27 protein-coding genes, 1 other RNA gene and 1 pseudogene are annotated in these 25,116 nt (G+C 65.4%); 14 read left to right on the forward strand and 15 right to left on the reverse strand.

The features are described from left to right. The first annotated feature begins 406 nt into the window (after positions 1 to 406). The 6 genes from QX039_RS05195 to arsH all read left to right on the forward strand — a co-directional run bounded on the left by QX039_RS05195 (position 407) and on the right by arsH (position 4,008). On the forward strand, positions 407 to 670 hold the full coding sequence (locus QX039_RS05195; protein WP_315736882.1) for a hypothetical protein: 264 nt from the start codon (positions 407 to 409) through the stop codon (positions 668 to 670). 459 nt (positions 671 to 1,129) lie between these two features. Beyond that, entirely contained in the window at positions 1,130 to 1,426 is a 297-nt protein-coding gene (locus QX039_RS05200) for a metalloregulator ArsR/SmtB family transcription factor (RefSeq protein ID WP_315771696.1), read from the forward strand. Positions 1,427 to 1,479: 53 nt separating this feature from the next. Next, on the forward strand, positions 1,480 to 2,475 hold the full coding sequence (locus QX039_RS05205) for a permease (RefSeq protein WP_409998857.1): 996 nt from the start codon (positions 1,480 to 1,482) through the stop codon (positions 2,473 to 2,475). Positions 2,476 to 2,491: 16 nt separating this feature from the next. After that, positions 2,492 to 2,728, forward strand: coding sequence for a thioredoxin family protein (locus tag QX039_RS05210; RefSeq protein WP_315756369.1), 237 nt, complete (start codon positions 2,492 to 2,494; stop codon positions 2,726 to 2,728). After that, positions 2,713 to 3,228: a heme-binding protein gene (locus tag QX039_RS05215; RefSeq protein ID WP_315771700.1), complete on the forward strand. Its 516-nt coding sequence runs from the start codon at positions 2,713 to 2,715 to the stop codon at positions 3,226 to 3,228. The genes QX039_RS05210 and QX039_RS05215 overlap by 16 nt, the downstream gene beginning before the upstream one ends. Positions 3,229 to 3,306: 78 nt before the next feature. Beyond that, positions 3,307 to 4,008 (forward strand): arsenical resistance protein ArsH, encoded by a 702-nt coding sequence (gene arsH, locus QX039_RS05220; RefSeq protein WP_315771725.1) that lies wholly within the window; start codon positions 3,307 to 3,309, stop codon positions 4,006 to 4,008. An 851-nt stretch (positions 4,009 to 4,859) separates the two neighbouring features. Here arsH and QX039_RS05225 read toward each other — a convergent pair. The 12 genes and pseudogenes from QX039_RS05225 to QX039_RS05280 all read right to left on the reverse strand — a co-directional run bounded on the left by QX039_RS05225 (position 4,860) and on the right by QX039_RS05280 (position 14,906). Continuing rightward, entirely contained in the window at positions 4,860 to 6,362 is a 1,503-nt protein-coding gene (locus QX039_RS05225) for a Do family serine endopeptidase (protein ID WP_315736881.1), read from the reverse strand. Positions 6,363 to 6,588: 226 nt separating this feature from the next. Beyond that, positions 6,589 to 6,795, reverse strand: a complete 207-nt coding sequence (locus tag QX039_RS05230) for a DUF2065 domain-containing protein (RefSeq protein ID WP_008960820.1) — start codon at positions 6,793 to 6,795, stop codon at positions 6,589 to 6,591. A 120-nt stretch (positions 6,796 to 6,915) separates the two neighbouring features. Beyond that, entirely contained in the window at positions 6,916 to 7,854 is a 939-nt protein-coding gene (gene hflC / locus QX039_RS05235) for a protease modulator HflC (RefSeq protein WP_315736879.1), read from the reverse strand. Beyond that, positions 7,851 to 8,978, reverse strand: coding sequence for an FtsH protease activity modulator HflK (gene hflK, locus QX039_RS05240; protein WP_315736878.1), 1,128 nt, complete (start codon positions 8,976 to 8,978; stop codon positions 7,851 to 7,853). Before hflK ends, hflC begins: the two co-directional genes overlap by 4 nt. A gap of 248 nt (positions 8,979 to 9,226) precedes the next feature. Next, positions 9,227 to 9,739 carry a dihydrofolate reductase gene (locus QX039_RS05245; protein ID WP_315736876.1) on the reverse strand — a complete coding sequence of 171 codons (513 nt, stop codon included), beginning with the start codon at positions 9,737 to 9,739 and terminating at the stop codon, positions 9,227 to 9,229. After that, positions 9,736 to 10,221 (reverse strand): GNAT family N-acetyltransferase, encoded by a 486-nt coding sequence (locus QX039_RS05250; RefSeq protein ID WP_315736874.1) that lies wholly within the window; start codon positions 10,219 to 10,221, stop codon positions 9,736 to 9,738. The genes QX039_RS05245 and QX039_RS05250 overlap by 4 nt, the downstream gene beginning before the upstream one ends. Positions 10,222 to 10,224: 3 nt before the next feature. Next, positions 10,225 to 11,019 (reverse strand): thymidylate synthase, encoded by a 795-nt coding sequence (locus QX039_RS05255; protein ID WP_315736873.1) that lies wholly within the window; start codon positions 11,017 to 11,019, stop codon positions 10,225 to 10,227. 180 nt (positions 11,020 to 11,199) lie between these two features. Continuing rightward, positions 11,200 to 11,379: pseudogene (locus tag QX039_RS05260) on the reverse strand (tripartite tricarboxylate transporter substrate binding protein BugD); the annotation flags it as partial. 1 nt (position 11,380) lies between these two features. After that, entirely contained in the window at positions 11,381 to 12,895 is a 1,515-nt protein-coding gene (locus QX039_RS05265; RefSeq protein ID WP_315736871.1) for a tripartite tricarboxylate transporter permease, read from the reverse strand. Positions 12,896 to 12,902: 7 nt separating this feature from the next. Beyond that, positions 12,903 to 13,682 carry a tripartite tricarboxylate transporter TctB family protein gene (locus tag QX039_RS05270; protein WP_315736869.1) on the reverse strand — a complete coding sequence of 260 codons (780 nt, stop codon included), beginning with the start codon at positions 13,680 to 13,682 and terminating at the stop codon, positions 12,903 to 12,905. 97 nt (positions 13,683 to 13,779) lie between these two features. After that, positions 13,780 to 14,313, reverse strand: a complete 534-nt coding sequence (locus QX039_RS05275; protein WP_315736868.1) for a chromate transporter — start codon at positions 14,311 to 14,313, stop codon at positions 13,780 to 13,782. Then, on the reverse strand, positions 14,310 to 14,906 hold the full coding sequence (locus tag QX039_RS05280; protein WP_315736866.1) for a chromate transporter: 597 nt from the start codon (positions 14,904 to 14,906) through the stop codon (positions 14,310 to 14,312). Before QX039_RS05280 ends, QX039_RS05275 begins: the two co-directional genes overlap by 4 nt. 95 nt (positions 14,907 to 15,001) lie before the next feature. Here QX039_RS05280 and ssrA point away from each other — a divergent pair. From ssrA to feoB, 7 genes are all read left to right on the forward strand, one after another. Beyond that, positions 15,002 to 15,356, forward strand: a transfer-messenger RNA (tmRNA) gene (ssrA, locus tag QX039_RS05285). Positions 15,357 to 15,639: 283 nt separating this feature from the next. Beyond that, positions 15,640 to 16,170 carry an SspB family protein gene (locus tag QX039_RS05290; protein ID WP_315736865.1) on the forward strand — a complete coding sequence of 177 codons (531 nt, stop codon included), beginning with the start codon at positions 15,640 to 15,642 and terminating at the stop codon, positions 16,168 to 16,170. A 96-nt stretch (positions 16,171 to 16,266) separates the two neighbouring features. Continuing rightward, on the forward strand, positions 16,267 to 17,691 hold the full coding sequence (gene fumC / locus QX039_RS05295) for a class II fumarate hydratase (RefSeq protein WP_315736864.1): 1,425 nt from the start codon (positions 16,267 to 16,269) through the stop codon (positions 17,689 to 17,691). Between the two features lie 238 nt (positions 17,692 to 17,929). Continuing rightward, entirely contained in the window at positions 17,930 to 18,115 is a 186-nt protein-coding gene (locus QX039_RS05300) for a DUF4169 family protein (protein ID WP_315736863.1), read from the forward strand. Next, positions 18,115 to 18,402 (forward strand): ribbon-helix-helix domain-containing protein, encoded by a 288-nt coding sequence (locus QX039_RS05305; RefSeq protein ID WP_315736862.1) that lies wholly within the window; start codon positions 18,115 to 18,117, stop codon positions 18,400 to 18,402. Before QX039_RS05300 ends, QX039_RS05305 begins: the two co-directional genes overlap by 1 nt. 107 nt (positions 18,403 to 18,509) lie before the next feature. Next, complete coding sequence (locus tag QX039_RS05310; protein ID WP_315713372.1) at positions 18,510 to 18,785, forward strand: ferrous iron transport protein A; 276 nt, start codon at positions 18,510 to 18,512, stop codon at positions 18,783 to 18,785. Positions 18,786 to 18,805: 20 nt separating this feature from the next. Beyond that, positions 18,806 to 20,683: a ferrous iron transport protein B gene (gene feoB, locus QX039_RS05315; RefSeq protein ID WP_315736861.1), complete on the forward strand. Its 1,878-nt coding sequence runs from the start codon at positions 18,806 to 18,808 to the stop codon at positions 20,681 to 20,683. Positions 20,684 to 20,699: 16 nt separating this feature from the next. Here the strand turns inward: feoB and QX039_RS05320 are convergent, their stop codons facing one another. Beyond that, complete coding sequence (locus tag QX039_RS05320; RefSeq protein ID WP_315736860.1) at positions 20,700 to 21,488, reverse strand: NAD(P)H-dependent oxidoreductase; 789 nt, start codon at positions 21,486 to 21,488, stop codon at positions 20,700 to 20,702. An 89-nt stretch (positions 21,489 to 21,577) separates the two neighbouring features. Between QX039_RS05320 and QX039_RS05325 the strand changes: the two genes are divergently transcribed. After that, complete coding sequence (locus tag QX039_RS05325) at positions 21,578 to 22,501, forward strand: LysR family transcriptional regulator (protein ID WP_315771701.1); 924 nt, start codon at positions 21,578 to 21,580, stop codon at positions 22,499 to 22,501. Between the two features lies 1 nt (position 22,502). On the opposite strand, the gene QX039_RS05330 is transcribed toward QX039_RS05325, so the two are convergent. Both QX039_RS05330 and QX039_RS05335 read right to left on the reverse strand, forming a co-directional pair. Beyond that, positions 22,503 to 24,374 (reverse strand): bifunctional sugar phosphate isomerase/epimerase/4-hydroxyphenylpyruvate dioxygenase family protein, encoded by a 1,872-nt coding sequence (locus QX039_RS05330; RefSeq protein WP_315736857.1) that lies wholly within the window; start codon positions 24,372 to 24,374, stop codon positions 22,503 to 22,505. Beyond that, the gene (locus QX039_RS05335; RefSeq protein ID WP_315736856.1) at positions 24,371 to 25,108 is read right to left on the reverse strand and encodes an ABC transporter ATP-binding protein; all 738 of its coding nucleotides are present in this window, start codon (positions 25,106 to 25,108) and stop codon (positions 24,371 to 24,373) included. Before QX039_RS05335 ends, QX039_RS05330 begins: the two co-directional genes overlap by 4 nt. Positions 25,109 to 25,116: the final 8 nt, after the last annotated feature.

Here is a 25,116-nt window from a genome sequence, read left to right on the forward strand (position 1 = left end):
GCGAAGCGCAATACGGCGCCCTCTCCCCTTGTTGTGAGAGAGGACGCATTCATGGGCAGCCGCCAGGCCGTCATTGCGAGCGCAGCGGCGCAGCGAAGCAATCCAGAGTCGGACGCAAGGCAAGCAAAGCCGTTACGAAAAGCCTGATCAGCACATCATTAGGATTTTATTTCAATCCTATGCACTCGCACGTAACTTCATTCCAATCTCATCTCAGATCGCAGATCAGATCATTCGCCCTCCGCATCAAGGCGGGGCGCGCAGTGTCGCTTTAACCGCATCACCAATCGATGAATTGTCAAATCATGCTGCAGCGCATATAAAGCTGACAAGGCTAGGGAGTGTCCAAGGAAACGAAAGCGATTGCACGCGATGCAATCGATCATCGTCACAAAAGGACCTCCCGATGACCATCAAGCACATCATTCCCGGCTCTCTTCTTGCCCTCGCGCTGCTGACCGGCGCGGCTGTCGCCGGTGAGCTGCCGAGCTACGAAGTCGGCGCGCTGCCGGCCACCCCGCACCAGCTTTCTGTCGTCGGTGCATCGGCCGCGCAGCAGACCATCGCCGCAGACAGCGCCGCCTCCCCGCACCAGCTCGCCGTGCTCGCCCAGCACCGTCGCAGCGCCGCTCTCGTCGCTCCGACCACCGTGGGCAGCGTTCGCAACTGAGCGACGCGAGCAACCCATCGTCACATAGGCAGCGCGCGTCTCGCTCGGCGAGGCCGCGCTCCCTATCCGAGAAAACGCGTGGCGTCGCGCGTGGTGAAGATCCTGGACATCCGCTCCGCGGACAGCCCAGACGCCCAGCCCGCTGCACCTTTGGGTCTTCGAGGCCAACATCGCCGCTCTCCGCTTTCATGCCCCGCTCGGCGGCCGCGTCGTCGAGACCAGTCGCACGGACATTCCGGCCGCCGGCGGCAAGACCATCCTGCGCGTGCATTGGCCTGACGCCGAGCAGCTCGCCTAATTTCCCAACCTGGATCTCGCAGGGCGTCGCCGCGCGGGCCATGCATCACCAGCCATTGTCAGCCTGACGCCGCGCGCCGCGCCGATTGCCGGTCAAACCGCATATCCATAACCATTATATGCGCTATTGCGCAAATACGAAAATACGCATATATCGCCGCCATGTCCGATCCCGTCCCGCTGCTCGTCGCTCTGGCCGAGCCGACCCGTCTCGCCGCCCTGCGCATCCTTTGGGACGGCGGCGAGCATTGCGTCTGCGAGCTCATGCAGCAGCTCCGAGCCAGCGCATCGCGCATGAGCCGGCACATGTCCGCCCTCAAGGCCGCAGGTCTCGTCATCGACCGCCGTGACGCCCAGTGGGTCCGGTATCGGCTGAGCCCTGACCTGACGCCCGATCGGCGCGCCATCCTCGACGCCGTCATGGCGGCCATGCCTGAGCCGGACAGGAGCGCAGCATGAAAACCGAAGCTTCAACCTACCCTGACGGATCGGCATCGGCTGCGATCTGGATCATGGCGACGGCAACTGCCGTCGCGATGTGGTTTGCGATCTACTGGCAGCTTGAGGCGCTCTCGGCATGGCTGGTGTCGTTGCTGCCGGTGCCCCGCGGCAGCCATCTGGAACAAGCCACGCGCTTCTTCGTGTTCGACGCGCCCAAGGTGCTGATGCTGATGACGCTGGTCGTATTCGGCATGGGCGTCGTGCGCAGCTTCTTTTCAGCCGAGCGAACCCGCGCATTGCTCGCCGGCAAGCGCGAGGGCCTCGGCAACGTCGCGGCTGCGATCCTCGGCGTATTCACTCCCTTCTGCTCGTGCTCGGCGGTGCCGCTCTTCGTCGGCTTCGTCTCGGCGAGCGTCCCACTCGGCGTGACCTTCTCGTTCCTGATTGCGGCGCCAATGGTGAACGAGGTCGCGCTCGGCCTGCTGTTCGCGCTGGTCGGCTGGAGGATCGCCGCGATCTATCTGGCCTTCGGTCTGGCGGTCGCGATCGTGGCGGGATGGATCATCGGACGACTGCATCTCGAAGGCTGGCTCGAGCAGTGGGTTCGCGACGTGCGCGCAGGACAGGCGGAGCTGCAGCCCGATTCACAGACCGTCGCCGATCGGATCCGGGCCGGGATCGACGCGGTGCGCGACATCGTCGGCCGCGTCTGGGCCTGGATCATCATCGGCATTGCGGCGGGCGCATTCATTCACGGCTATGTCCCGAACGAGCTGCTCGCCTCGATCATGGGCAAGGACCAATGGTGGTCCGTGCCGGCCGTGGTGCTGATCGGCGTGCCGATGTACGCCAACGCTGCGGGCATCATTCCCGTCGTCGAGGCGCTGCTCGGCAAGGGCGCGGCGCTCGGAACGGTGCTCGCCTTCATGATGAGCGTCATCGCGCTTTCGTTTCCCGAGATGCTCATTCTGCGCAAGGTGCTGACGCTCCGGCTGATCGCTGTCTTCGCGGGCGTGGTCGCCGCCGGCATCGTCGCCGTCGGCTATCTCTTCAACGCCCTGTTCTGATGAAAGGACAAGCCCCATGAAGAACGTCAAAATTCTCGGCTCCGGCTGCAAGCGCTGTGTTCAGACCGCAGCAATGGCCTCCTCGGAAGCAAGCAAGCTCGGCATCGAGATCGAGCTGGAAAAGATCACGGACTTCGCCGACATCGCCCGGTTCGGCATCGCCTCGACGCCGGGCGTGGTGATCGACGGCAAGGTCGTCCATGCGGGCGGCCTGCCGAAGCCAGAAGACATGGCGAAATGGCTGTCGGCGTGATGGTGTTGCGTCCGCTGCTCGCAGTGGTCCTCCTGCTCGGCCCGGCTGTCGTGGCGCGCGCCGACGAACCCACGTGGACGCGCCGGATCATCGCGCCGGACACGGCGCTCAAGGCGGCACAGGCGGCGCTCGCGGAGTGCCGCAAACGCGGCTGGCAGACTGCCGTGACCGTGAGCGATCCGTCGGGGCTCGCGCTGGTCACCCTGCGCGACCGTTTCGCCGGCTGGCATACGCTAGAGGCCGCGACGGGCAAGGCGCGGACGGCCGCGAGCTGGCGCGAGGCGACGAGCACGCTCGCAGCCCGCCTGGCACGACCGGATGCTCCGGAACGGGCCATCGTCAACGTTCCCGGCGTTGTCATGGTCGGCGGCGGCATGCCAATAGAGGCCGCTGGCCAGCAGGTCGGAGCGATCGGCGTATCCGGCGCGCCCGGAGGCGACAAAGACGACATCTGCGCGAACGCCGGCATCGAAGCCGTCGCTGCGGACATCGCGTTCTGAGCGCTTGTACCGGCGGATCTCGAACGAGGACGGCCAACGCCGATCATTTTGCCGGAGGATACCGCGTTGTCTGACACGATGCCTCAATTGGACGAAACCTCATTCCGTGCCATCGACCGCGCGAAGCTGCTGGAGCCTGCGCTCTCCTCCCACCCTCCGCGAATCCTGCTGCTCTACGGATCGCTCCGGCAACGCTCGTTCAGCCGGCTGCTGACCGAGGAAGCGGCGCGCATTCTCGTGCGCTTCGGCGCGGAGACACGGACTTTCGATCCGCACGGCTTGCCGCTGGTCGACGACGCCGAGCCGGATCATCCGAAGGTCCGCGAGCTGCGCGACCTCGTGACCTGGTGCGAAGGCATGGTGTGGTGCTCGCCGGAGCGGCACGGCGCGATGACCGGCGTGATGAAGACCCAGATCGACTGGATCCCGCTGTCGCTCGGGGCCGTCAGGCCGACGCAGGGCAAGACATTGGCCGTGATGCAGGTCAGTGGCGGCTCGCAGTCGTTCAACGCGGTCAATCAGCTTCGGGTGCTCGGCCGCTGGATGCGGCTGATCACCATCCCGAACCAGTCATCGGTGCCGAAGGCGTTCGCGGAGTTCGACGACACCGATCGCATGAAGCCGTCGTCCTACTACGATCGCGTCGTTGACGTCATGGAAGAGCTCGTCAAGTTCACACTGCTGACGCGCGACCGGGCGGACTATCTGGTCGACCGCTATTCCGAGCGCAAGGAAAGTGCCGAGGAGCTGTCGAAGCGGGTCAACCAGCGATCGCTCTGAGCCGGCGCCTGCCGTGGAGCGGCTGCCGCCCGTTTAATTCTGAAAAAAATAAATATCTTGCTATTTTACAGAATTCATGATTGTCTAGCGCCATCCCGCCTCACTGCGGAGGGGCGTAGCGCGCGATCGTCACGACACGCGAGGCGGGGAGCGGTGGCCGCGAGAGATCGCAGCATTCTCTTCAATGAGAGTGCGGACGAACGATCGCTCGCGGACGTGAAGTCGCAGCGTCCTGACACCCCGATGCTGGTGTCACGCTCGTGACAATGCTTCGCATTGCATGGGCAATGGTGGCCAACAAGCCCGGCGCACCAGGGAGACTGCGTATAAGCGTGAAGACCGTCGCGCAGGGAATGCCGGTTGAATCGGCTTTGCCTGTGGTACCTGCCGCCTGCATTTTTTCAGCAGGCGGGCCATGGGTGAGGCCTTCACCCGGCATTCCCTGCGCCCTCTGCATTGTCGCGAGGGACGAACTGATTGCAGACCTCGGGCGCGATGCGCCGCGAGAACGCGCCCCCACGTCGATCGCTGTTTGAGCCGTGAATCCGACCAAACCACCGCTGTCGTCCCGCGTCGGACGTGAGGCGCGGGTTTGCTGACAGCGCGCCCCAAACCGCTCCCTGAGGTTATGGGTCCCGGCGTTCGCCGGGACGACAGCGGAGTCTGTAGCTGCCGTAGGGTGGGCAAAGCGGCCGTCCGCAGGGCGGCAGCGTGCCCACCGTCGTGCCGCGAACGCAGAGCCACATGGTGGGCACGGCGCGCGAGAGAGCGTCGTACCAAGCGTAGGTCACGGTGCGCCTTTGCCCACCCTACGCACCGTGCCCCGCGATGTGGAGGCGTGGACTCCTACCCTATTGCAGGCTCAACGCCACAAAGCGCAGCTCGCCGTCGGCGTTGGAGACGAGCAGCAGCACCGACTTCTTGCCGTCCTTCTTGAGCTGGTCGACGCGCTTCTTGATGTCGACGCCCGAGGTCACCGCCTCCTGGGCGACCTCGACGATGACGTCGCCGGCCGACAGCCGCTTCTCGGCGGCATCGGAGGCCTGGTCAACGCCGGTGACGACGACGCCCTTGACGCTGTCCTTGATCTTGTAGCGGGCGCGCAGGTCCTTCGACAACGCGGCGAGATCGAGCCCGAGCGCCTTCTGGGTCACCGGCTTCTCGGCCGGCTCGTCCTTCTTGATCGCCGCCTGCTGCACCTTCTCGGTATCCTCGAGCCGACCGAGCTTGACCTTGAGCGTCTGCTCCTGGCCCTTGCGGATGACGATGACGTCGACCTCCTTGCCGACGGCGGTGTCGGCGACGATGCGCGACAGGTCCTTCGGCTCCTTGATGTCATGGCCGTCGAACTTGACGACGACGTCTCCCGGCTCGATGCCAGCCGGCTTGGCCGGTCCCTTGTCGTCGACGCCGGCGACCAGCGCGCCGCGCGCCGGCTTGATGTTGAGGCTCTCCGCGATCTCGTCGGTGACGCCCTGGATGCGCACGCCGAGCCAGCCGCGGCGCAGCTCGCCGAACTGGCGCAACTGGTCGACGACGCCGGCCACGGTCTTCGATGGCACCGCGAAGCCGATGCCGATCGAGCCGCCCGACGGCGAGATGATCAGCGTGTTGACGCCGATGACCTCGCCCTCGAGGTTGAACAGCGGCCCGCCGGAATTGCCGCGGTTGATGGCGGCGTCGGTCTGGATGTAGCTGTCATAGGGCCCCGACGAGATGTCGCGGTTCTTGGCCGAGACGATGCCGGCGGTGACGGTGCCACCGAGGCTGAACGGGTTGCCGATCGCGACCACCCAATCGCCGAGCCGGAGCTTGTCGGAGTCGCCGAACTTGACGACGGTCAACGGCCGCGGCGGCTTGAACTTGAGCACCGCAAGGTCGGTCTTCTTGTCGACGCCGACCAGCTCGGCCTTGATCTTGGTGCCGTCGTTGAGGATCACATTGATCTCATCGGCATCGGCAATGACGTGGTTGTTGGTGACGACAACGCCCGAGTCGTCGACGATGAAGCCCGAGCCCAGCGAGTTGGTGCGGCGCGGCGAGTTGTCGGCACCGCCCCGGCCGCCCGGACCGCCGCGGCGGTTCTTGAAGAAGTCGTCGAAGAACTCCTCGAACGGCGAGCCCGGCGGCACCTGCGGATTGGCGTTCCGCCCCTCGGACGAGCCGCCCTTGGGCTCGACAGTCTGCGAGGTCGAGATGTTGACGACGGCGTCGATCACCTTTTCGGCGACATCGGCGATCCCCTCCGGCCCCCGCGCCGAGGCCGGGGCCGGCGCGAGCGCCCAGCCCGCGGCAAGAACCGCCGCGGTCAGGATCGGGCGCAGTCGACGGCTGAAAGCAAGGGTTGCGGTCATCGGGCGGATCTCCAGAAAAGTCGGCAAATTCAACCGTTACAGTGCGCCGGAACCGGCGGGGGACGCAAGCACGCCGGATCGGACCGCAGATTCATCATTGAGGGCGACCTAATACGGCAAAATGGCGCAGCCATCGCCTCACAATGGCGTTGGCCGGCCGGCGGACCGTCGTTTGCCGCGGCCGCCCCTCGTTCGGCGAACGCGCAAACGCACAACAATCCGCCGCTCAGATCGGTCGCCGGATCACCCAGATCAGGACCAAACCGGCCACCGCGGAGCCGATGCCGACCGCGCGCAGCACGTTGTCGGGCGTGGTCATCGCAGTCTTCATGGCCCGCCGCATCCACTCCGGACTGGCCGCGAACATCAGGCCTTCGAGCACGAACAGGATACCTAATCCGATGAGGAAATCGGAAAACGCAATGGACCTCATCGGACCCGGACCTCCCGTTCGACCTTCTTGATATGTAACGGGGCGAAGCAACGGCTTCGCCCCGTCCATGTCAACTCCTATTCGCCCGGATCAACCGCCCTGGGCATCAGGCAGGTGCCATCAGGGCTTGGGCGCCGGCACCGCGACGGCCGCGGTCGAGCCGGCGGTGGACGACGTCTCCGCCGCCGGCTTCCCCGAGGGGTTGGCGAAGTAGCGGAAGAACTCCGAATCGGGCCGCAGCAGGAAGCGGGTGTCGCCGGATTTCAGGCCGTTCTCATACGCCGTCATCGAGCGATAGAAGGCGAAGAAGTCGCGGTCCTTGCTGTAGGCCTCGGCGAACAGCCGGTTGCGTTCGGCATCGCCGGCGCCGCGGGTCTGCTCCGCCTGCGAGTTGGCCTCGGCGACGATCACGGTGGCCTCGCGATCGGCCTTGGACCTGATCTCCTGGGCCTTCTGGCCGCCGAACGCCCGGAACTCCTCGGCCTCGCGCTGCCGCTCGGTCTTCATCCGGTTGTACACGGCCTGGCTGTTGGCCTCCGGCAGGTCGGCGCGGCGGATGCGGACGTCCACCACTTGGATGCCATAGGCGTCGGCCTCCTTGTCGAGCTGATCGCGGATCTTGCGCATCAGGCCCTCGCGCTCGTCGCGCACGACTTGCGTGAAGGTGACCTCGCCGAGCACGCGGCGCAACGAGGCGTTGAGCAGCGTGCCGAGCTGGACGTTGGCGGTCTGGATCGAGCCGACGCTCTGGTAGAATTGCAGCGCGTTCTTGATCTTGTAGCGCGCGAAGGCGTCGACGACGAGCCGCTTCTGGTCGAAGGCGATCACTTCCTGCGAGGGGTTCTCGAGGTCGAGGATGCGCTTGTCGATCGAGATCACGTTGTCGATGAACGGCGCCTTGAAGTTCAGGCCAGGCTCGGTGACGACGTCGACCGGCTTGCCGAACCGCACGACCAGCGCCTGCTCGGTCTGCTGCACGGTGAACAGCGAGCTGTAGCCGATGACGACGAGCACGAGCACGGCGACGAGCGCGACGATGCCTGCAACGGGGGACCTCATCGGACGCCTCCCTGCTGAGCGGCCGGTGCCGTACGGCGCGGTAGGAGATCGCCGAGCGGCAGCAGCGGCACGGGGCCGCCGGAGGCACCGCTGTCGAGCACGAGCTTCTCCGAGCCGCCGAGCACGCGCTCCATGGTCTCGAGATAGATCCGTTCGCGGGTCACGTCGGGCGCCTTCTTGTACTCGTCATAGACCTTGAGGAAGCGCGCGCTCTGGCCCTTGGCCTCGGCGATCGCCTGCTCCTTGTAGCCTTCGGCGACCTGCAGGATCTGCGCGGCGCGACCGCGCGCATCCGGCACGACCTTGTTGGCGTAGGTCTGGGCTTCGTTCTGGAGACGCTCGAGGTCGGCACGCGCCGCCTGGACGTCGCGGAACGCCTCGATCACCTGGGCCGGCGGATCGACCTTCTGCATCTGCACCTGGGTGATCTGGATGCCGGAGCCGTAGTTGTCGAGCGTCTTCTGCATCAGCTCCTGCACGTTCTGCTCGATCACGGTGCGGGCGCCGGTGAGAATCGGCTGGATGTTCGACCGGCCGATCACCTCGCGCATCGCGCTCTCGGCCACCGCCTTCACGGTGCCCTCGGGGTTCTGGATGTTGAACAGGAAGTCGGCCGCGCCCTTCGGCTTGATGCGCCAGAGAACGGTGACGTCGACGTCGACGATGTTCTCGTCGCCGGTCAGCATCAGGCTTTCCTCGGGGACATCGCGACCGCCGCGGCCGCGCCGGCCGGGATCGTCATTGGCGGTGATGCCGATCGAGATCGAGTTGACGCGCAGCGCCTTGGGCAGCAGCACGGTCTCGATCGGATAAGGCAGGTGATAGCGCAGGCCCGGCTGCTCATCGCGGACATATTTGCCGAAGCGGAGCACAACGCCGAGCTCCTCGGACTGCACGCGGTAGATGCCGGAGGCGAGCCAGATGATGATGGCGCCGAGCACGATCAGCAGGACGCCGGCGGTGCCGAAGCCGCCACCGGGGATGAACTGCTGCAGCCGGTCCTGGCCGCGCCGCAGAAGATCTTCCAGGTCGGGCGGCCTTGGACCGACCGGTTGCGGTCCCGAGCCCCAGGGCCCCTTCGGACCCTGACCCCACGGGCCTCCGCCCTGATTCTTCCACGCCATCGATCGATCTCCTCCGAGAGGCTGAGTGTGCACCAACGCCGGCCCCGACGGTCGCCGGGTTATAAGGGACGGCTCCGCCCCTTACAACGTAGCGCTCCAGCTAAGCCCGAACCGGGTTTTGTCAATGTAAACAGGGCCGGAAGCGCCGGTTTGCCGCGGCCTCAAATCCGCCACGCGGCCAAACAACGCGACTTCATCATTAACGGACGGTCTTGAACGGCCGTCGCGCCGGTCCCACCGGCAAACGCTCACCGCCGCCGGCGATAGGTGACGTAGGAGAATTCGGCCTGATCGTCAGGCCCCGAGGCATGGCGCTCCCGCGCCACCTCCTCCCATTGGGCCGGGTCGATCGCCGGAAACACGGTATCGCCAAGCGGGCTCGCATGCACCTCGGTGATCTCCAGCCGGTCGGCGATCGGCATCGTCGCAGCAAAGAGCTCGGTGCCTCCGATGACCGCGATCTCCGCGGCTGAACGCCGCAGCGCATCACCACGCGCGATGCCGAGCGCTTCATCGACGGTATGGGTCACGATCGCGCCCGGCGCGCGAAACTCGGCATCGCGGGTGACGACGATGTTGGTGCGGCCCGGCAGCGGCCGGCGCGGAAACGAGATGAAGGTCTTGCGGCCCATCACGATCGGGCGGCCCATGGTCATCGCCTTGAAGCGCTGCATGTCACTCTTCTGCCGCCACGGGATCGCACCGGCGGCGCCGATGATGCCGTTGTCGGCGACTGCGACGATCAGCACGATCTCGATCACGGCGCCCTCTCCGCGAGCTGAGCGAGCGCCTCGCCCATGACCTTGCAGAGCTTCCAGTCGTCCATCAGCTCGGCACCGAGCGACTTGTAGAAGGTGATCGACGGCGCGTTCCAGTCGAGCACCGACCATTGCAGCCGCGCCCAGTTGCGCTCGACACAGGTGCGAGCGAGATGGCCGAGCAGCGCCTGGCCGATGCCGTTGCGGCGGAACGCGGGGCGAACGAACAGGTCCTCGAGATAGATGCCGGGCTTTCCGGCGAAGGTGGAGAAATTGACGAACCAGACCGCAAAGCCCGCGACCTCGCCGTTCCACTCGGCGATGTCGCAGAACAGCGTGGGATGCGCGCAGAACAGCGCCGCGGCGATGTCCGCCTCGCTGGCTGAAACCTCGTGCGAGAGCTTCTCGTAGTCGGCGAGCTCCCGGATCAGCGCGAACACGCTTCCGATGTCGTCAGGCCGGGCGCTGCGGATCGACAGTGGCATGCGTCAGACCGCGACCTCGGCCTTGATATGCGGATGCGGATCGTAGCCGGCGAGCGCGAAGTCCTCGTAGCGGAAGCCGAAGATGTCCTTGACGTCCGGATTGAGCGTCATGGTCGGCAGCGGACGGGGCGCGCGGGTGAGTTGCAGCCGCGCCTGCTCGATGTGGTTGGAATAGAGATGCACGTCGCCGAAGGAGTGCACGAATTCGCCGGGCTTCAATCCCGTCACCTGCGCCACCATCATCGTCAGCAGCGCGTAGGAGGCGATGTTGAAGGGCACGCCGAGGAACACGTCGGCCGAGCGCTGATAGAGCTGGCACGACAATTTGCCGTTCACGACGTAGAACTGGAACAGGCAATGACACGGCGGCAGCGCCATTTTGTCGACGTCGGCTGGATTCCAGGCGGTCACGATCAGCCGGCGCGAATCCGGATTGCGCCTGATCATGTCGATCACGCCTCCGATCTGGTCGATATGGCCGCCGTCCGGCGTCGGCCACGAGCGCCACTGATAGCCGTAGACGGGGCCGAGATCGCCATTGGCATCGGCCCACTCGTCCCAGATGGTGACGCCGTTGTCGTGAAGGTATTTGATGTTGGTGTCGCCCTTCAGGAACCACAGCAGCTCGTGCACGATCGCCTTCAGCGGCAGCCGCTTGGTGGTCACCAGCGGAAAGCCGGCCGCAAGGTTGAAGCGCATCTGATGGCCGAACACCGAGAGCGTGCCGGTGCCGGTGCGGTCATGCTTCTCCGCGCCGTCGGACAGGATGCGTTCGAGCAGGTCGTGATACTGGTGCATGGTGCGCGCTGGCGGCCTTTCGCAGAAGGCGGCGAATTTAACGGCAGGAATCGCCCGGCCCTAGCCTCGACTCGGCCCGGTCACCAATTATACCCCGAAAATTGTCGGCCGCCGCCGCAAATGACAAGGGCGGAACCGCGCGTTCCGCCCTGCCCCTTCCGCCTCGATGGTCGTCTCGCGCTAGCTCGCCGGCTTGAGCACCGCGGTCCACTTGATGATTTCCGCCTTCACCAGCGCCGCCAGCGCTTCCGGCGTGCCGTCCGCAGCACCGGGAATGACGCTATCGAACTCAAGCAGGCGCTTGCGGACGCCCTCGTCGTCGAGCGCCTGGGCAGCGGCGGCGTTGAGCTGGCCCGCGAGGTCAGCCTTCGCTTTCCACGAAAACCTCGTCGCGCTTGCGGCGCAGCGTCGGCAGCACCGCCAGCACCAGCAGCCCCGCGGCAATCGCGAGCAGCACGGCGGACAGCGGCCGCGTCAGGAACACCGACCAGTCGCCGCGCGAGATCAACAGCGCGCGGCGCAGGTTCTCCTCCATCAGCGGCCCCAGCACCATGCCGAGCAGCAGCGGCGCCGGCTCGAAATCATGCTTGATCAGCCAGTAGCCGACGAGGCCGAACGCGCCCGCCAGGACGACGTCGACCGGCGCGTTGTTGACGGAGTAGATCCCGATCGCGCAGAAGATCACGATCGACGGGAACATCAGCCGGTACGGCACGCGCAAGAGCCGCACCCAGATGCCGACCAGCGGCAGGTTGATGATGATCAGCATGAGATTGCCGATCCACATCGAGGCGATCATGCCCCAGACCAGGTCGGGCTGCTTCTGCATCACCTGCGGGCCCGGCACGATGCCGTGGATGGTCATCGCGCCGACCATCAGCGCCATGACCGCATTCGGCGGAATGCCGAGCGTCAGCAGTGGAATGAAGGAGGTCTGGGCCGCCGCATTGTTGGCGCTCTCCGGCGCCGCGACGCCCTCGATCGCACCGCGACCGAACCGCGACGGATCTCGCGCGAGCTTCTTCTCCAGCGTATAGGCCGCGAACGAGGCGATCACCGCACCGCCGCCCGGCAGGATGCCGAGGATCGAGCCGAGCACCGTGCCGCGCAGGATCGCCGGCGTGGAGTCTTTCAGATCCTTCCGGGTCGGCATCAGGCCAGTGATCTTCTTCTGCACGAGGTCGCGGTCCATCTCCGCGCCGGCATCGAGATTGCGGATGATCTCGGCAAAGCCGAACACGCCCATCGCGACGGTGGCAAAGCCCAGGCCGTCGGCGAGCTCGGGAATATTGAAGGCCATGCGCGAGACGCCGGTCTCGATGTCCGAGCCGACCATCGACAGCAGCAGTCCGAGCACGATCATCGCGATCGCCTTCAGCACCGAGCCCTTCGCCAGCACGACTGCGAAGATCAGGCCCAGCACCATCAGCGAGAAATACTCGGCTGGGCCGAACGCCAGCGCGAGCCTGGTCAACGGCGCGCCGAGGATCGCAATCAGCACGGTGGCAACGCAGCCGGCAAAGAATGAGCCGATCGCGGCGATCGCCAGCGCCGGACCGGCACGGCCCTGCTTCGCCATCTGGAAGCCGTCGAGCGCGGTTACCACCGACGTCGCCTCGCCAGGAATGTTGACCAGGATCGACGTCGTCGAGCCGCCATACTGGGCGCCGTAGTAGATGCCGGCCAGCATGATCAGCGCGCCGACCGGCGGCAGGCCGAAGGTGATCGGCAGCAACATCGCGACGGTGGCGATGGTCCCGATGCCCGGGAGAACGCCGACCAGCGTGCCGACCAGCGCGCCGATCAGGCACATCAGCAGATTGATCGGCGACAACGCGACGGCGAAACCGTGGGCGAGATTTGCAAACAGATCCATCACGCCCTCACTGCAAAAGGAAACGCGGCAACAGCGGCATCGGCAACCCCAGCACGTAGGGGAACAGCAGCGCGCAGCCGCCGGTCAGGCAGATGCCGACGATCAGGGCCTCGCGCCAGCGCGTCTCGGGGCTGCCGATCGCCGCGATCAGGAAGCTTGCAAGCCCCGTGACCAATAGTCCGAGCGGGCGAATGGAGACGGCGAAGGTCAGGATCGCGAGCGAGACGAACAGCGGTCCGCGCCAGTGATAGGTCGCAAGCTGCGCGCCTTCACTCACGACGCCGATCACGGCCACGGCAGCTCCGAGCCCCAGCAGCAGCAGACCGAACATCCGCGGCGCAGTTCCGGCACCGAACGAGAAGCCGCGCATGCCCTGCAGATCGCTGGAGGCCCACAGCGCGAACAGCGCGATCGCCATCAGCACGACGCCACCGAAATAGTCCTGCGGCGCGCGTGGACGTGCCATGAATGTGAACACCGCGACCGCGATCAGCGGATAGGTGTAGATGAGAGCCAGCAGAACATCGGAAGACAGCGATGTCTTGCCGCTTGCGGCATATTGCTGCGCCAGGCTCGGGATCGCCATTGACAAGGCCGACGCATGGGCCGCAATGACCTGCAGCGGACCGCGTCCGGATAGTGGCGCCACGAGACCAGCCAAGGCGATCAGCAGTTCGATGATCTGTGGCGCGAAGGCAAGGACCAGAATGATCGATGCGCCGGTCGCGCTGCGGGCGGCCGGCATGCCCGCCGTTTCGCCCGACAATTGGCCCGTGGTCTCGGCCATGCCTCGCCCTCCCCGATCGGCCTTGATGGCCGGCACTGTTTTCGTTCGGCGGCCCGGAGCAAACCGGTCGCGCTTCTATTTTGCCTAGCGACTTTCCCTAGAGAAGGCCAGCAAAACCAAGACAGCCGCCCGCGGCGAGCAGCCAGAGCGGATTGAGTCGCGTCATCGATGCAACGACTGCGGCAAGGACCGTCAGCGTGAACGCCCGCCACGTCTGGTCGGAAGCCTGACCGAGAATCCATGCGCTCGCCGCCATCAAGCCGATCGACAGCGGCACCAGCGTCGCCTGCAGAATGGCGGGCCAGCGCGCATCCCGCGCATTCGAGAGCCAGCGGCTGACAAAATAGGAGAGCACGGCGGTGGGACCGCACATCGCGATCGTCGCGACCGCCGCACCTGCCACGCCTGCGACCGAATAGCCGATCAGGGTGACGATCAGAACGTTGGGCCCGGGCGACAATTGCGAGAGTGCGAACACATCGGCGAACTGTTTGTCGGTCATCCAGTGCCGGACCTCGACTGCAACACGTTGCAGTTCGGGAATCGCCGCAACTGCGCCGCCAACCGCAAACAGCGAGATCAACGCAAAGGTCCAGAACAGTTGGAACAGCGGATTGTCGTCCCCGCTCATCGTGCCCACCGCGTCTTGGCATAGGTGACGGCAAGGCTGAGCGGCACGGCCACCAGCAGAACCTCCTGAAGCGGCAGCCGCACCAGCCCGATCGCCACGAACACGCCGGCCACGAGGACAACGCCCGCCAGGTCGCTCTTCTTGAGGAGCGGCGAGATCATGCGAAGCACCACCGACGCCAACAGGCCCACGGCCACGCAGGACACGCCAGCAAGCCCCCGTCGCCACGTGTCGGCTTGTCCAAAATGACCGTAGATGGCGCCGAGAGAGGTGATCAGCAGCATCGGGGGTCCGAGCAGGCCGACAAAGGCAGCGATTCCGCCCGCGACACCGCGCAACCGCGCGCCGAACACCACGGAGAAATTCACGATGTTGGGTCCAGGCAGGAAATGGCAGAGCGCGAAGGTCGCGTTGAACTCCTCCGCCGTCATCCAGCGATGTTCATCGACGATTGCACGCCTAGCGAACACCAGCACGCCACCGAAGCCCGACAGCGACATTTTCGCGAATGCGAAGAAGAGCGTGCGAAGGCTGGGCGGGTGTTTGGCGATGTCGGCCGCGGGAGGGGCAACCAGCGCAACTTCGGAAGGCATGCCGCACTGTAGGAGGACGAAAACCAGCCTGCCAAGGTCGAACCAGAGGGTTCCCGGCAGCCGCCCACATTTTTGTCGCGTGTCGCGGTGCTTCGGCCCTGTGCATCCGCTGACCGCCGGCCTATATAGGACCTGCCGGCTTGCCGGCTATGGAAATAAATCGCCGTCGAAATAAACCATTCGGACCCGGGGGCGGTACCCGGCGCCTCCACCAAAGCCCACCGACAGATGGGTTTTGGCGGGGGCGAAATAGGATCGACGAGGGCGTAAAGGGCGAGCTTTTTCCCGGTATTGTTCCGCCGTTATCGGGCTACTGCAATAGTTGCCAACGACAACTTTGCTCCGGTTGCTCAGGCTGCGTAACGCAGTTTGAAAGACCACCTTAAAGTCCTAACGGGTTAAGCTCCGTTAGGCGGGGTTCGGAGGCACCTGGCAACAGAAGCCTCCACTTTCAGCTGCCTCCACTTTCACCTGCCCCGCTTTAACCCGTCTCCGCTTCAGGGGCCGTACTGTCTGTCCCCAGTTTTTTGGCGCGGCTTCGGTTCATTCCTTCGTTGACCGGACTTCCGCCAGCTTCTACCCGTTCCCATATCTGGCGATCGACCGGCATGGCTGCTGACCTCAGCGCCGATGCCGGGTACGATGTGATTGACGCGAGTCGGGAATGCTGCTGCCCTGCCGGGCGCGGCGGCCCGAAGCGTCGGGCGCAGCCCCACACGACACAGGACCGATCATGGCGACGGATCATATTCGATACGATGTGCTGGCGCGCGACGCGTTGCGCGGGGTGCTGCGCCGGGTGCTGAGCGACGCTGCCGCCCATGGGCTCCCAGGCGAGCATCATTTCTTCATCACCTTCGTGTCCAAGGCCGAAGGCGTGAAGCTGTCGCCGCGGCTGCTGGCGCAATATCCGGAGGAGATGACAATCATCCTGCAACACCAGTTCTGGGATCTGGTGGTTTCGGAGGATCGGTTCGAAGTCGGCCTGTCGTTCGGCAGCATCCCTGAGCGCCTCGTGGTGCCGTTCCACGCGATCAAGAGCTTCTTCGATCCGTCCGTACAATTCGGACTGCAGTTCGAGCCGTCGGAGGCGATTGCCGAGACGCCGGCCGCGCCGAAACTGCCGGCCGCGCCGGCGCCGTCGGCCGTTGCCGGTCCGTTGCCTGCGACGCCGGCCGAAGCCGGCGACGACAAGCCGCTGCCGCCGGCCACGCCGGGAGAAGGCGCCGAAGTCGTGCGTCTGGACCGTTTCCGCAAGAAGTAGGCGCATTCGCCCCGCGCGGAACGACGGTCGGATCACTAGATTGAAGCATGCTCGAACCGGTCGACGCCGGTTCGCAACCAATCACGGGCATGCTTCATGGCACATTCAGCTAGTTCATCATCGCACGGATCGACGCGCACGGAGACCGACAGCTTCGGCCCGATCGAGGTCGCCGTCGACCGCTATTGGGGCGCGCAGACCGAGCGCAGCCGGCAGAATTTCCGCATCGGCCACGACCGCATGCCAATCGGCATCGTGCGCGCGCTCGCGCTCGTGAAGATGGCCGCGGCGCAGACCAACCGCGAGCTCGGACTGCTCGAGCCGCGCATGGCGGACGCCATCGTCCAAGCGGCGCAGGAGGTCATCGACGGCAAGCTCGACGACCACTTTCCGCTGGTCGTCTGGCAGACCGGCTCGGGCACCCAGAGCAACATGAACCTCAACGAGGTGATCGCCAACCGCGCCAGCGAACTGCTCGGGGGCGAACGCGGGACCAAGAAGCCCGTGCATCCGAACGATCACGTCAACATGAGCCAATCGTCCAACGACTCCTTCCCCACCGCGATGCACATCGCCGCGGCACGGGCGATCTCGGGCCATCTGGTGCCGGCGCTGTCGGAGCTGCTGGCGGCGTTGCGCGCCAAGCAGGACGCGTTCGCGGACATCGTCAAGATCGGCCGCACCCACACCCAGGACGCCACGCCGCTCACGCTCGGCCAGGAGTTCTCCGGCTACGCCGCACAGGTCGAGAGCGCGATCGCAAGAATCGAGACGGCGGCGCGAGAGCTCCTGCCGCTGGCCCAAGGCGGCACCGCCGTGGGCACCGGCCTGAACGCGGATCCGAAATTCGCGAAGCTGTTCGCCAAGCATGTTGCCGACATCACCGGCTGGCCCTTCACCAGCGCCGCCAACAAATTCGAAGCGCTCGCGTCCAACGACGCCTATGTGTACGTACATGGCGCGCTCAACGCGGCGGCCACCGGCCTGTTCAAGATCGCGAACGACATCCGCTTTCTCGGATCGGGCCCCCGCTCGGGATTGGGGGAATTGATCCTGCCGGAGAACGAGCCCGGCTCCTCGATCATGCCGGGCAAGGTGAACCCGACGCAGTGCGAAGCACTCACGATGGTGTGCTGCCAGGTGTTCGGCAATCACACGGCGATCACCATGGCCGGCAGCCAGGGGCATTTCGAACTGAACGTCTACAAGCCATTGCTCGCACATTGCATGATGCAGTCCGTACAATTACTAGGTGATTCAGCGCGTTCATTCAGCGAACATTGCGTGACGGGAATTCGCGCCGACGAGAATCGGATTCGAGAGCTGATGCAGCGCTCGCTGATGCTGGTGACGGCGCTTGCGCCGAAGATCGGCTACGACAATGCGGCCAAGGTCGCCAAATCAGCGCATCAGCACGGCACGACGCTGAAAGAGGAAGCTTTAAGGCTCGGCTTCGTGTCTGAGGACGAATTCGACCGCCTCGTGCAGCCCGAGAAGATGACGCGGCCCGGACGACCCTGACGGTAGCCCCGTAGTACTACGGGGGGTGATGCAATTCTCGCCGTTAACCCCTAAAGGATACTCTCGACTACAAGTTCTGCTGCGTTTGGTGAGTAAACAAATCCCGCTCGCAACGACGCGACTGGCCCTCGAACTATCAGGGAGCGATGACGTGATTGTCTGGAGAACGCCTGGGCTCATCCGCGCAATGCGTATGCTCTCGTCACGACGTTCGATGGCTTAGATGATTGGAGCAAGCATGGGTGATGTCATCAACTTGAAACGTTTCAGAAAGCGCGTGGAGCGCGATGAAGCAGCGAAGGTCGCCGAAAGCAACCGCGCTCGCTTCGGCAGGACGAAGTCCGAACGCGCAAATGACGCGCAACGCGACAAGCGCGCGAACGAATTACTCGATCAACATCGTATCAATGGCGAGGACGCGTGATGAAGTCGCCCGTCGTAAAACGTTCAATCGTGGTTGCTGGCCACAAGACCAGCGTCAGCCTCGAAGAGGCCTTCTGGAACGGCATGAAGGAGATTTCGGGTCTCCGTAACATGACCCTGTCCGAGCTGGTCGGAGAGATCGACAACAATCGCCAGCAGGGCAACCTGTCCTCGGCGATCCGGCTGTTCGTGCTCGACCACTTCAAGAGCCGCGCCGCAGCTTCTTCCGGCCTCGAGCCGAAGGCGGCGGTGGACGCCCGGCACACGGCAGCCGCCGCGGCTCCTTGAGGCAGATCAGACGGCGGTCCGCCCGGCCTGTTTAAAATCGCTCTAAGATGCAGCGGCATTTAACATGCCGCGCTTGACCTCTTGGCACGCGATTGAAAATACAGGCTATGAGCGAAATCTGCGATACAAGGCCGCCTCAGCCGCTCGGTCTTGCCCGGCGAGGCTATACCGGAACAATCCAGCATCTGGCTGCGGGCGGCGCGAGCTCGTCCCTGCCGGACGTCGAATTGGAGAGCCGGCTGATCGAACTGGGCTTCGTCGAGGGCGCCCGGGTCGAAATTCTGCATGAGGGGATCGTCGGGCGCGATCCGATCGCCGTGCGTGTCGACAACATCACCGTCGCGGTCCGCCGGCGCGAGGCCATGGCCGTCATCGTGGCATAGGCCGCGCGGAAAGCGTCGTCATGGAAAGCCCTCTGCTGCATCTGGCCCTGGTGGGTACGCCCAACAGCGGCAAGACCTCGCTGTTCAACGCGCTGACGGGAAGCCGCCAGAAGGTCGCGAACTATCCTGGGGTCACGGTCGAGCGCAAAGAGGGCGCATTCGTCACCCCGCAGGGCCGCCAGGTCTCGCTGGTCGACCTGCCCGGCACCTATTCCTTGCGCGGTCGCAGCCCTGACGAGGAAATCACCAGGGATTTCGTGCTGGGACGTGCCACCGGCGAGGTCCTGCCCGATCTGGTGTTGTGCGTCGCCGACTCCACCAACCTCAGGTTGACGATCCGGCTGCTGCTCGAGCTCAAGAGCACCGGCCGGCCGCTGGCGCTCGTGCTCAACATGTTCGACATCGCCAAGCGGCGCGGCGTCACGGTCGACGTCCCCGCCCTGTCGCTAGCGCTGGGCGTGCCGGTGGTGACGTCGATCGCCGTGCGGAAGGGCGGCACCGACGACCTGCTGCGGCTGACCGACGAGCTCCTCGCCCGGGCGGCCGCGGCCACCGGAGAGCGCGCCAACACCTGGCGTCCTCTCACGGTCCCGGAGCTGCGCGCCACCCAGCGCGAGGCCGACCGTATCATCGCGGAGACGGTCAGCTTGCCCGAGCGGCCCGATACCTGGACTGCCCGGATCGATGCCATCGCGCTGCATCCGGTCGGCGGTCTGCTGATCCTGCTGGCGATCCTGTTCGTGATGTTTCAGGGGGTGTTCGCCTGGGCCCAGCCGCTGATGCAGGTGTTGTCGGCGGCCTTCGATGCGCTCGGCCAGCTCGTTCACGACGAGCTTCCCGAAGGCCTGCTGCAGAGCTTCCTGCAGAACGGCGTGATCTCCGGCGTCGGCAGCGTCATCGTGTTCCTGCCGCAGATCATCATCATCTTCCTGTTCATCCTGCTCTTGGAAGATTTCGGCTACATGGCGCGCGCCGCATTCCTGATGGACCGCATCATGGGCGGCGCCGGGCTGCATGGCCGCGCCTTCATCCCGCTGCTCTCGAGCTTTGCCTGCGCCATTCCCGGCATCATGGCGACGCGCGTGATCGATAACCGCCGCGACCGGCTCACCACGATCCTGATCGCGCCGCTGATGACCTGCTCGGCGCGGATCCCGGTCTATACGCTGATCATCTCGGCCTTCATCCCGCCGACCAAGGTGTGGGGCCTGGTCAACCTGCAGGGCCTGGTGATGTTCGGGCTCTACGCCGCCGGGATCATCAGCGCGCTGCTGGTGTCGTTCCTGGTGAAGTTCTTCCTGATGCGCGACTACCAGCCGGCGCCGTTCATGCTGGAGCTGCCGGACTACAAGATGCCGCGGTTGCGCAGCATCGCGATCGGCGTCTACACCCGCGCCAAGATGTTCTTGCAGCGCGCCGGCACCACGATCTTCGCGATGATGGTGCTGATCTGGTTCCTGGCGTCGTTCCCGCAGCCGCCGGAGGGCGCGACCGAGCCCGCGATCAATTACAGCCTCGCGGCGATGATCGGCCAGGCGATCGCCCCCCTGCTCTCGCCGGTCGGCTTCAACTGGCAGATCGCGGTGGCGCTGGTGCCCGGCATGGCCGCCCGCGAAGTCGCAGTCGCCGCGCTCGGCACCGTCTATGCGATCGAGGGCGGCAAGGAGGCCGCCGAGCAGATCGGACAGGTGCTGGCCAGCAAATGGAGCCTCGCCACGGCGCTGGCGCTGCTCGCCTGGTACATCTTCGCCCCGCAATGCGCCTCGACCCTCGCCGTCATCCGCCGAGAAACCGGCAGCTGGCGCTGGATGGCCGTCACCTTCTTCTACATGTTCGCGCTCGCCTATGCGGCCGCGTTCGCGACCTACCACATTGCGGTCGCGATGGGCGCGGGCTGAGCCCGCGCCCTCCGCGTCAGCGCGCGACGTCGACATGCAGCGCGAAGCCGCGCGCGTCCGGCGCGCCGAGCTCGGGACGAAGCTGCATCGACGGGATCAGATAGTCGCCGTGGTTCTGCCGCCGGTACGGGGTCGGCTGATCCGTGAACAGCGTCCGCATGCGCTCGCGCAGCCGCTCGGCGATCGCGGCAAAGCCGGCATCATCGAGCCGGTTGACCCGGTGCGCCACGAACGCCGGCAGCACGTCGAAGCCGGGATAGAACAGGATGCCGTGGTTGATCGGAAACAGGAGATCGTCGATCGGCCCGTTGATGCCGCGCGCCGAATAATGCTCCTCCCAGCCGCCGGTGGTCACGACCAGCATCGCGCGCTTGCCGGCAAACACACCCTCACCATAGCGGTTGCCCCAGCGCTTGTCGCTGTGCTCGCCGACGCCATAGGTGAAGCCATAGGAATACACCCGGTCGACCCAGCCCTTGAGGATCGCCGGCATCGTGAACCACCACAGCGGAAACTGCAGGACCACCGCGTCGGCCCAGAGCAGCTTGTCCTGCTCGGCCCTGACGTCCTCGGTCAAGGTGTGGGTCTTGAAGGCCTCGCCAGACGCGGTGGCGACGTTGAGAGGCCCGTCCGGCGGCAAGAGCGGGAAGTCGGCGCGGTCGGTGGCCGACTTCCAGCCCATCGCGTAGAGATCTGAGACCCGGATCTCGTGGCCCTGGGCCTTGAGCTCGGCGACGGCGACCTCGCGCAGGGCGCCGTTCAGCGAGCGGGGTTCGGGATGGGCGAAGACGAGCAGCACGTTCATGGCTTGGATCCTTTGCTGGAACAGCCGGAACATAGACGCGCGCCAACTTATCCACTATATGGCATATATCGATAATATTATGCTGTTTTATGGATAAATCAGACATCAGCCTCATCAACATGCGCAGCTTCGTCCGGGTCGCCGAGCGCGGCAACCTGTCGGCCGTGGCGCGCGAGCTCGGGCTGGGCCAGTCCACCATCTCGCGTCACCTTCAGGAATTGGAGGATGCGATCGGCGTGCCGCTGCTCAGCCGCACCACCCGGCGCGTCACCCTGACCGACGAAGGCAGCCGCTACTACACGAACTGCGTCCAGATCCTGCGGCTTATCGAACAGGCCGGCGACGAGGCGCGCGGTGCGCGTGGCGCTGCCAGCGGCATCATCCGGATTTCCTGCACGGCGGCCTTCGGCATCCTGCATGTCGCGCGGCTGGTCTTCGCGTTTCAGGATCTCTATCCGGACATCGCGATCGATCTCAATTTGACCGACGAGCGCATCGACCTCGTGCGGGAGGGTGTCGACATCGCGCTGCGTCTCGCCCCGCTCACCGACAGTTCTCTGAAGCTGCGGTCGCTCGGCCACTCGCACCGGCTGCTGGTCGCTTCTCCCGACTACCTCGCGAGACGCGGCACGCCGCGCACGCCGCAGGAACTGATCGGGCATGACGGCATCCGCATGACCAACGTCGCGGGCAGCGAGTCGCTGGTCGTCATGGGACCCGACGGAGAACGCCATGAGGTGCCGTTCAGAGGCTGCTTCCGCACCAATCACGGACTCGCGGTTCGAGAGGCCGTGCTGTCCGGGCGCGGAATCGGCGGGAGCCATGCGTGGCTGGTCGACGACCTCATCGCGGCTGGCAGGCTGACGGTCATCCTGCCCGACCACCGTTTGCCATCGACTCCCCTCAACATGCTGATCGTCCCGGAGCGCGCCGGCATCGCGCGCGTGCGGCTGCTGATCGACTATCTCGCCGAGGAGATCGTCCGCCTGCCCGGCATCCGGCCCGAGCCCTGAGCTACAGCCGCGGCATCGCGTCCGGCCGCACCTCGCGGGCCTGCGCCGCCAGCCGGATCGCGGCATTGGCCGCACCGAAGCCCTGATAGTTGCGCCGCTGCACGATCTCGAAGAAGAAGCGCTCCTCGAAGATATGGGTGTAGACTTGGAAGAACTCGGCGTCGCCGTCGCGGTCGTACAGGATCTCGTTGGCACGGAGCGCTGCGATCGTCTCGGGCGCAAGATCATACTTGGCTTCGAGATCGTCGTAGTAGTTATCGGGAATGTCGAGGAAGCCGGCGCCGCGGGCGCGCATCTCGGCCACGGCTGCAAAAATGTCGTCGCAGGAGAACGCGATGTGCTGGACGCCGGAACCGAAGAACTCGGAGATGAAACGCGAAGACAAGGTGCGCGTCGCCGAGGAGCCGTTGAGGATGAAGCGCAGGCTGCGATCGCCGTTGACGATCGCCTGGCTCTGCACGAGGCCTCGGGGGTCGGCGATCTCCATCTGCGGCAGCCGCGAGAAGTCGATGATCCCGGCATAGAACAGCAGCCAGGACAGCATCTCTTCATACGGCATCGACTGGGCGATGTGATCGACCGCGACGAGACGGTCGGTGCTCCTGTCGCTGGCGACAGCTTCGAAATCGACGTCCCAGTGCCGCCCGTGCGTATCCAGGAAGTACAACAGGCTGCCGCCGACGCCGTGGATCGCCGGAATTTCCAGTTCCCCCGGCCCGACCGGCTGCGTGAAGGTGCGCGTCTTCAAGGACTGCGCCCGCGCCATGGCACGAGCGGCGCTGTCGACGTCCAGCGCCAACGCGCAGACGCCTGCCCCATGCGTGACGTAATGCGAATGCGCAAAGCTGGCCGGCTCGCAGTTGATCACCAGCTCGATTGCGCCCTGGGACCAGCGCTGCACCGCCTTGCTGCGGTGACGCCCCGTCTTGCGGAAGCCAAGCTGCCCGAACAGTCTCGCCAGAGACTCCGCTTTGTCCTCGCTGACCGCGAATTCCACGAAGCCGATGCCGTGGCTCTTGACCCGAGGCTCGAAGCGCGGCTCCGGCTGGGCGGGCATCTTCCCGGCGAGGTCATCCTGCAACAGCAGCAGCGAGCGCATGCCGTCGAGCGCGGTGCGCGGCGCCGAGCCGGCGCGGAACTGATCGTTGAAGATCTCCAGCGACAGCGGCCCCGTATAGCCGGTCGCGGCCACCGCCTCCATGAACTCCCCGACCGGCAGATCGCCTTGCCCGGGAAAGCTGCGGAAATGCCGGCTCCAGGACAGCACATCCAGTTCGAGCTTCGGCGCATCGGCGAGTTGCACCAGGAAGATCTTGTCGGCGGGAATGGAGCGAATCGCGTTGGTCGGCAGCGCCGGTGCGAGCGCATGGAAACTGTCGAGGATGACGCCGATGGCTTTGTGATCGGCGCGGCGCACGATCTCCCAGGCATCGCGATAGTCATGCACGTGACGGCCCCAGGCCAGCGCCTCATAGCCGACGCGCAGACCCCGCTTCGCGGCGCGCTCGCCGAGCTCGTGGAAATCGGCGGCGGCGCGGTCGATGCCGCCGAGCGAGGCCGGCGACACGCTGCTGCAGATCAGCAGCAGATCCGTGCCCAGCTCCTGCATCAGGTCGAACTTGCGCTCGGCGCGGATGACGTTGCGCGCGCGCTGCGGCTCCGGCATGCCCTCGAAATCGCGGAACGGCTGATAGGCGCAGATCGCAAGTCCGAGGTCGCGGCACATCTGCCCGATCTCGCGCGGCCGCATCCCGAACGCGACCAGATCGTTCTCGAAGATCTCGACCGTATCGAAGCCGGCGGCAGCGATCGCCTTGAGCTTCTCGTCGAGCGCGCCAGAGATGGAGACGGTTGCGATCGAGCGCTGGTTCATGCCGCCGTCTCCTCCATCGCGCCGCCCAGGAACAGCTGGCCGATGCGCGGATCGGCCAGCACGCGATCGGCCTTGTCGATGATGCGGGTGCGGCCGAGCTCGAGCACGATGCCGTAGTCGGAGATCTCCAGCGCCGAGCGCGCATTCTGCTCGATCAGGAGCACCGAGACGCCGCGGTCGCGCAATTGTTTCAGCATGTCGAAGGTCTGATGCACCATCAAGGGCGACAGGCCGATGGAGGGCTCGTCGATCAGCACCAGCTGCGGCTCGAGAAGCAGCCCGCGCGCGATCTCGAGCTGCTTCTGCTCGCCGCCCGACAGGGTCGAGGCCTGACGATCCGCCTTCTTGCGCAGCACCGGAAAGACGTCGAGCGCCGCCTCGACGCGGGCGGTCAGATCGAGATCGCGCGAAGCGGCGACGCCGCCAAGCTCGATGTTGTGACGCACCGACAGCTCGCCGAAGATGTTGCGGCCCTGCGGGATGTAGCAGATGCCGGCGCCGAGCAGCGCGCGCTGGCTCAAGCCGGTGACGTCGCGGCCCTTGAAGACCACCTTGCCTTCGCGCAGCTTGAGCAGGCCGAAGATCGCCTTGAACACGGTCGACTTGCCGGCGCCGTTCGGACCGATGACGGTGGTGATCGAGCCCGCCGGCACCGAGAAGGTCGTGCCGTTGAGGATCGTCATCTTGCCGTAGCCGCCGACGAGGTTCTGGACATCGAGAATGGGATCGCTCATCGCCGGCT

This window comes from Bradyrhizobium sp. SZCCHNR1043, from assembly GCF_032489675.1.
Lineage (GTDB): Bacteria > Pseudomonadota > Alphaproteobacteria > Rhizobiales > Xanthobacteraceae > Bradyrhizobium.

What these genes read in the sequence shown, in the direction of transcription:
- QX039_RS05325 (WP_315771701.1), top strand. Translation starts at nt 21,578, where the DNA reads ATGGATAAATCAGACATCAGCCTCATCAACATGCGCAGCTTCGTCCGG.
- hflC (WP_315736879.1), bottom strand. Translation starts at nt 7,854, where the DNA reads ATGAGGTCCCCCGTTGCAGGCATCGTCGCGCTCGTCGCCGTGCTCGTG.
- QX039_RS05330 (WP_315736857.1), bottom strand. Translation starts at nt 24,374, where the DNA reads ATGAACCAGCGCTCGATCGCAACCGTCTCCATCTCTGGCGCGCTCGAC.
- QX039_RS05320 (WP_315736860.1), bottom strand. Translation starts at nt 21,488, where the DNA reads ATGAACGTGCTGCTCGTCTTCGCCCATCCCGAACCCCGCTCGCTGAAC.
- QX039_RS05270 (WP_315736869.1), bottom strand. Translation starts at nt 13,682, where the DNA reads ATGGCCGAGACCACGGGCCAATTGTCGGGCGAAACGGCGGGCATGCCG.
- QX039_RS05265 (WP_315736871.1), bottom strand. Translation starts at nt 12,895, where the DNA reads ATGGATCTGTTTGCAAATCTCGCCCACGGTTTCGCCGTCGCGTTGTCG.
- QX039_RS05275 (WP_315736868.1), bottom strand. Translation starts at nt 14,313, where the DNA reads ATGAGCGGGGACGACAATCCGCTGTTCCAACTGTTCTGGACCTTTGCG.
- QX039_RS05200 (WP_315771696.1), top strand. Translation starts at nt 1,130, where the DNA reads ATGTCCGATCCCGTCCCGCTGCTCGTCGCTCTGGCCGAGCCGACCCGT.
- QX039_RS05205 (WP_409998857.1), top strand. Translation starts at nt 1,480, where the DNA reads ATGGCGACGGCAACTGCCGTCGCGATGTGGTTTGCGATCTACTGGCAG.
- QX039_RS05280 (WP_315736866.1), bottom strand. Translation starts at nt 14,906, where the DNA reads ATGCCTTCCGAAGTTGCGCTGGTTGCCCCTCCCGCGGCCGACATCGCC.
- QX039_RS05335 (WP_315736856.1), bottom strand. Translation starts at nt 25,108, where the DNA reads ATGAGCGATCCCATTCTCGATGTCCAGAACCTCGTCGGCGGCTACGGC.
- QX039_RS05215 (WP_315771700.1), top strand. Translation starts at nt 2,713, where the DNA reads ATGGCTGTCGGCGTGATGGTGTTGCGTCCGCTGCTCGCAGTGGTCCTC.
- fumC (WP_315736864.1), top strand. Translation starts at nt 16,267, where the DNA reads ATGGCACATTCAGCTAGTTCATCATCGCACGGATCGACGCGCACGGAG.
- hflK (WP_315736878.1), bottom strand. Translation starts at nt 8,978, where the DNA reads ATGGCGTGGAAGAATCAGGGCGGAGGCCCGTGGGGTCAGGGTCCGAAG.
- QX039_RS05250 (WP_315736874.1), bottom strand. Translation starts at nt 10,221, where the DNA reads ATGCCACTGTCGATCCGCAGCGCCCGGCCTGACGACATCGGAAGCGTG.
- QX039_RS05305 (WP_315736862.1), top strand. Translation starts at nt 18,115, where the DNA reads ATGAAGTCGCCCGTCGTAAAACGTTCAATCGTGGTTGCTGGCCACAAG.
- QX039_RS05255 (WP_315736873.1), bottom strand. Translation starts at nt 11,019, where the DNA reads ATGCACCAGTATCACGACCTGCTCGAACGCATCCTGTCCGACGGCGCG.
- feoB (WP_315736861.1), top strand. Translation starts at nt 18,806, where the DNA reads ATGGAAAGCCCTCTGCTGCATCTGGCCCTGGTGGGTACGCCCAACAGC.
- QX039_RS05300 (WP_315736863.1), top strand. Translation starts at nt 17,930, where the DNA reads ATGGGTGATGTCATCAACTTGAAACGTTTCAGAAAGCGCGTGGAGCGC.
- arsH (WP_315771725.1), top strand. Translation starts at nt 3,307, where the DNA reads ATGCCTCAATTGGACGAAACCTCATTCCGTGCCATCGACCGCGCGAAG.
- QX039_RS05210 (WP_315756369.1), top strand. Translation starts at nt 2,492, where the DNA reads ATGAAGAACGTCAAAATTCTCGGCTCCGGCTGCAAGCGCTGTGTTCAG.
- QX039_RS05310 (WP_315713372.1), top strand. Translation starts at nt 18,510, where the DNA reads ATGAGCGAAATCTGCGATACAAGGCCGCCTCAGCCGCTCGGTCTTGCC.
- QX039_RS05225 (WP_315736881.1), bottom strand. Translation starts at nt 6,362, where the DNA reads ATGACCGCAACCCTTGCTTTCAGCCGTCGACTGCGCCCGATCCTGACC.
- QX039_RS05230 (WP_008960820.1), bottom strand. Translation starts at nt 6,795, where the DNA reads ATGAGGTCCATTGCGTTTTCCGATTTCCTCATCGGATTAGGTATCCTG.
- QX039_RS05290 (WP_315736865.1), top strand. Translation starts at nt 15,640, where the DNA reads ATGGCGACGGATCATATTCGATACGATGTGCTGGCGCGCGACGCGTTG.
- QX039_RS05195 (WP_315736882.1), top strand. Translation starts at nt 407, where the DNA reads ATGACCATCAAGCACATCATTCCCGGCTCTCTTCTTGCCCTCGCGCTG.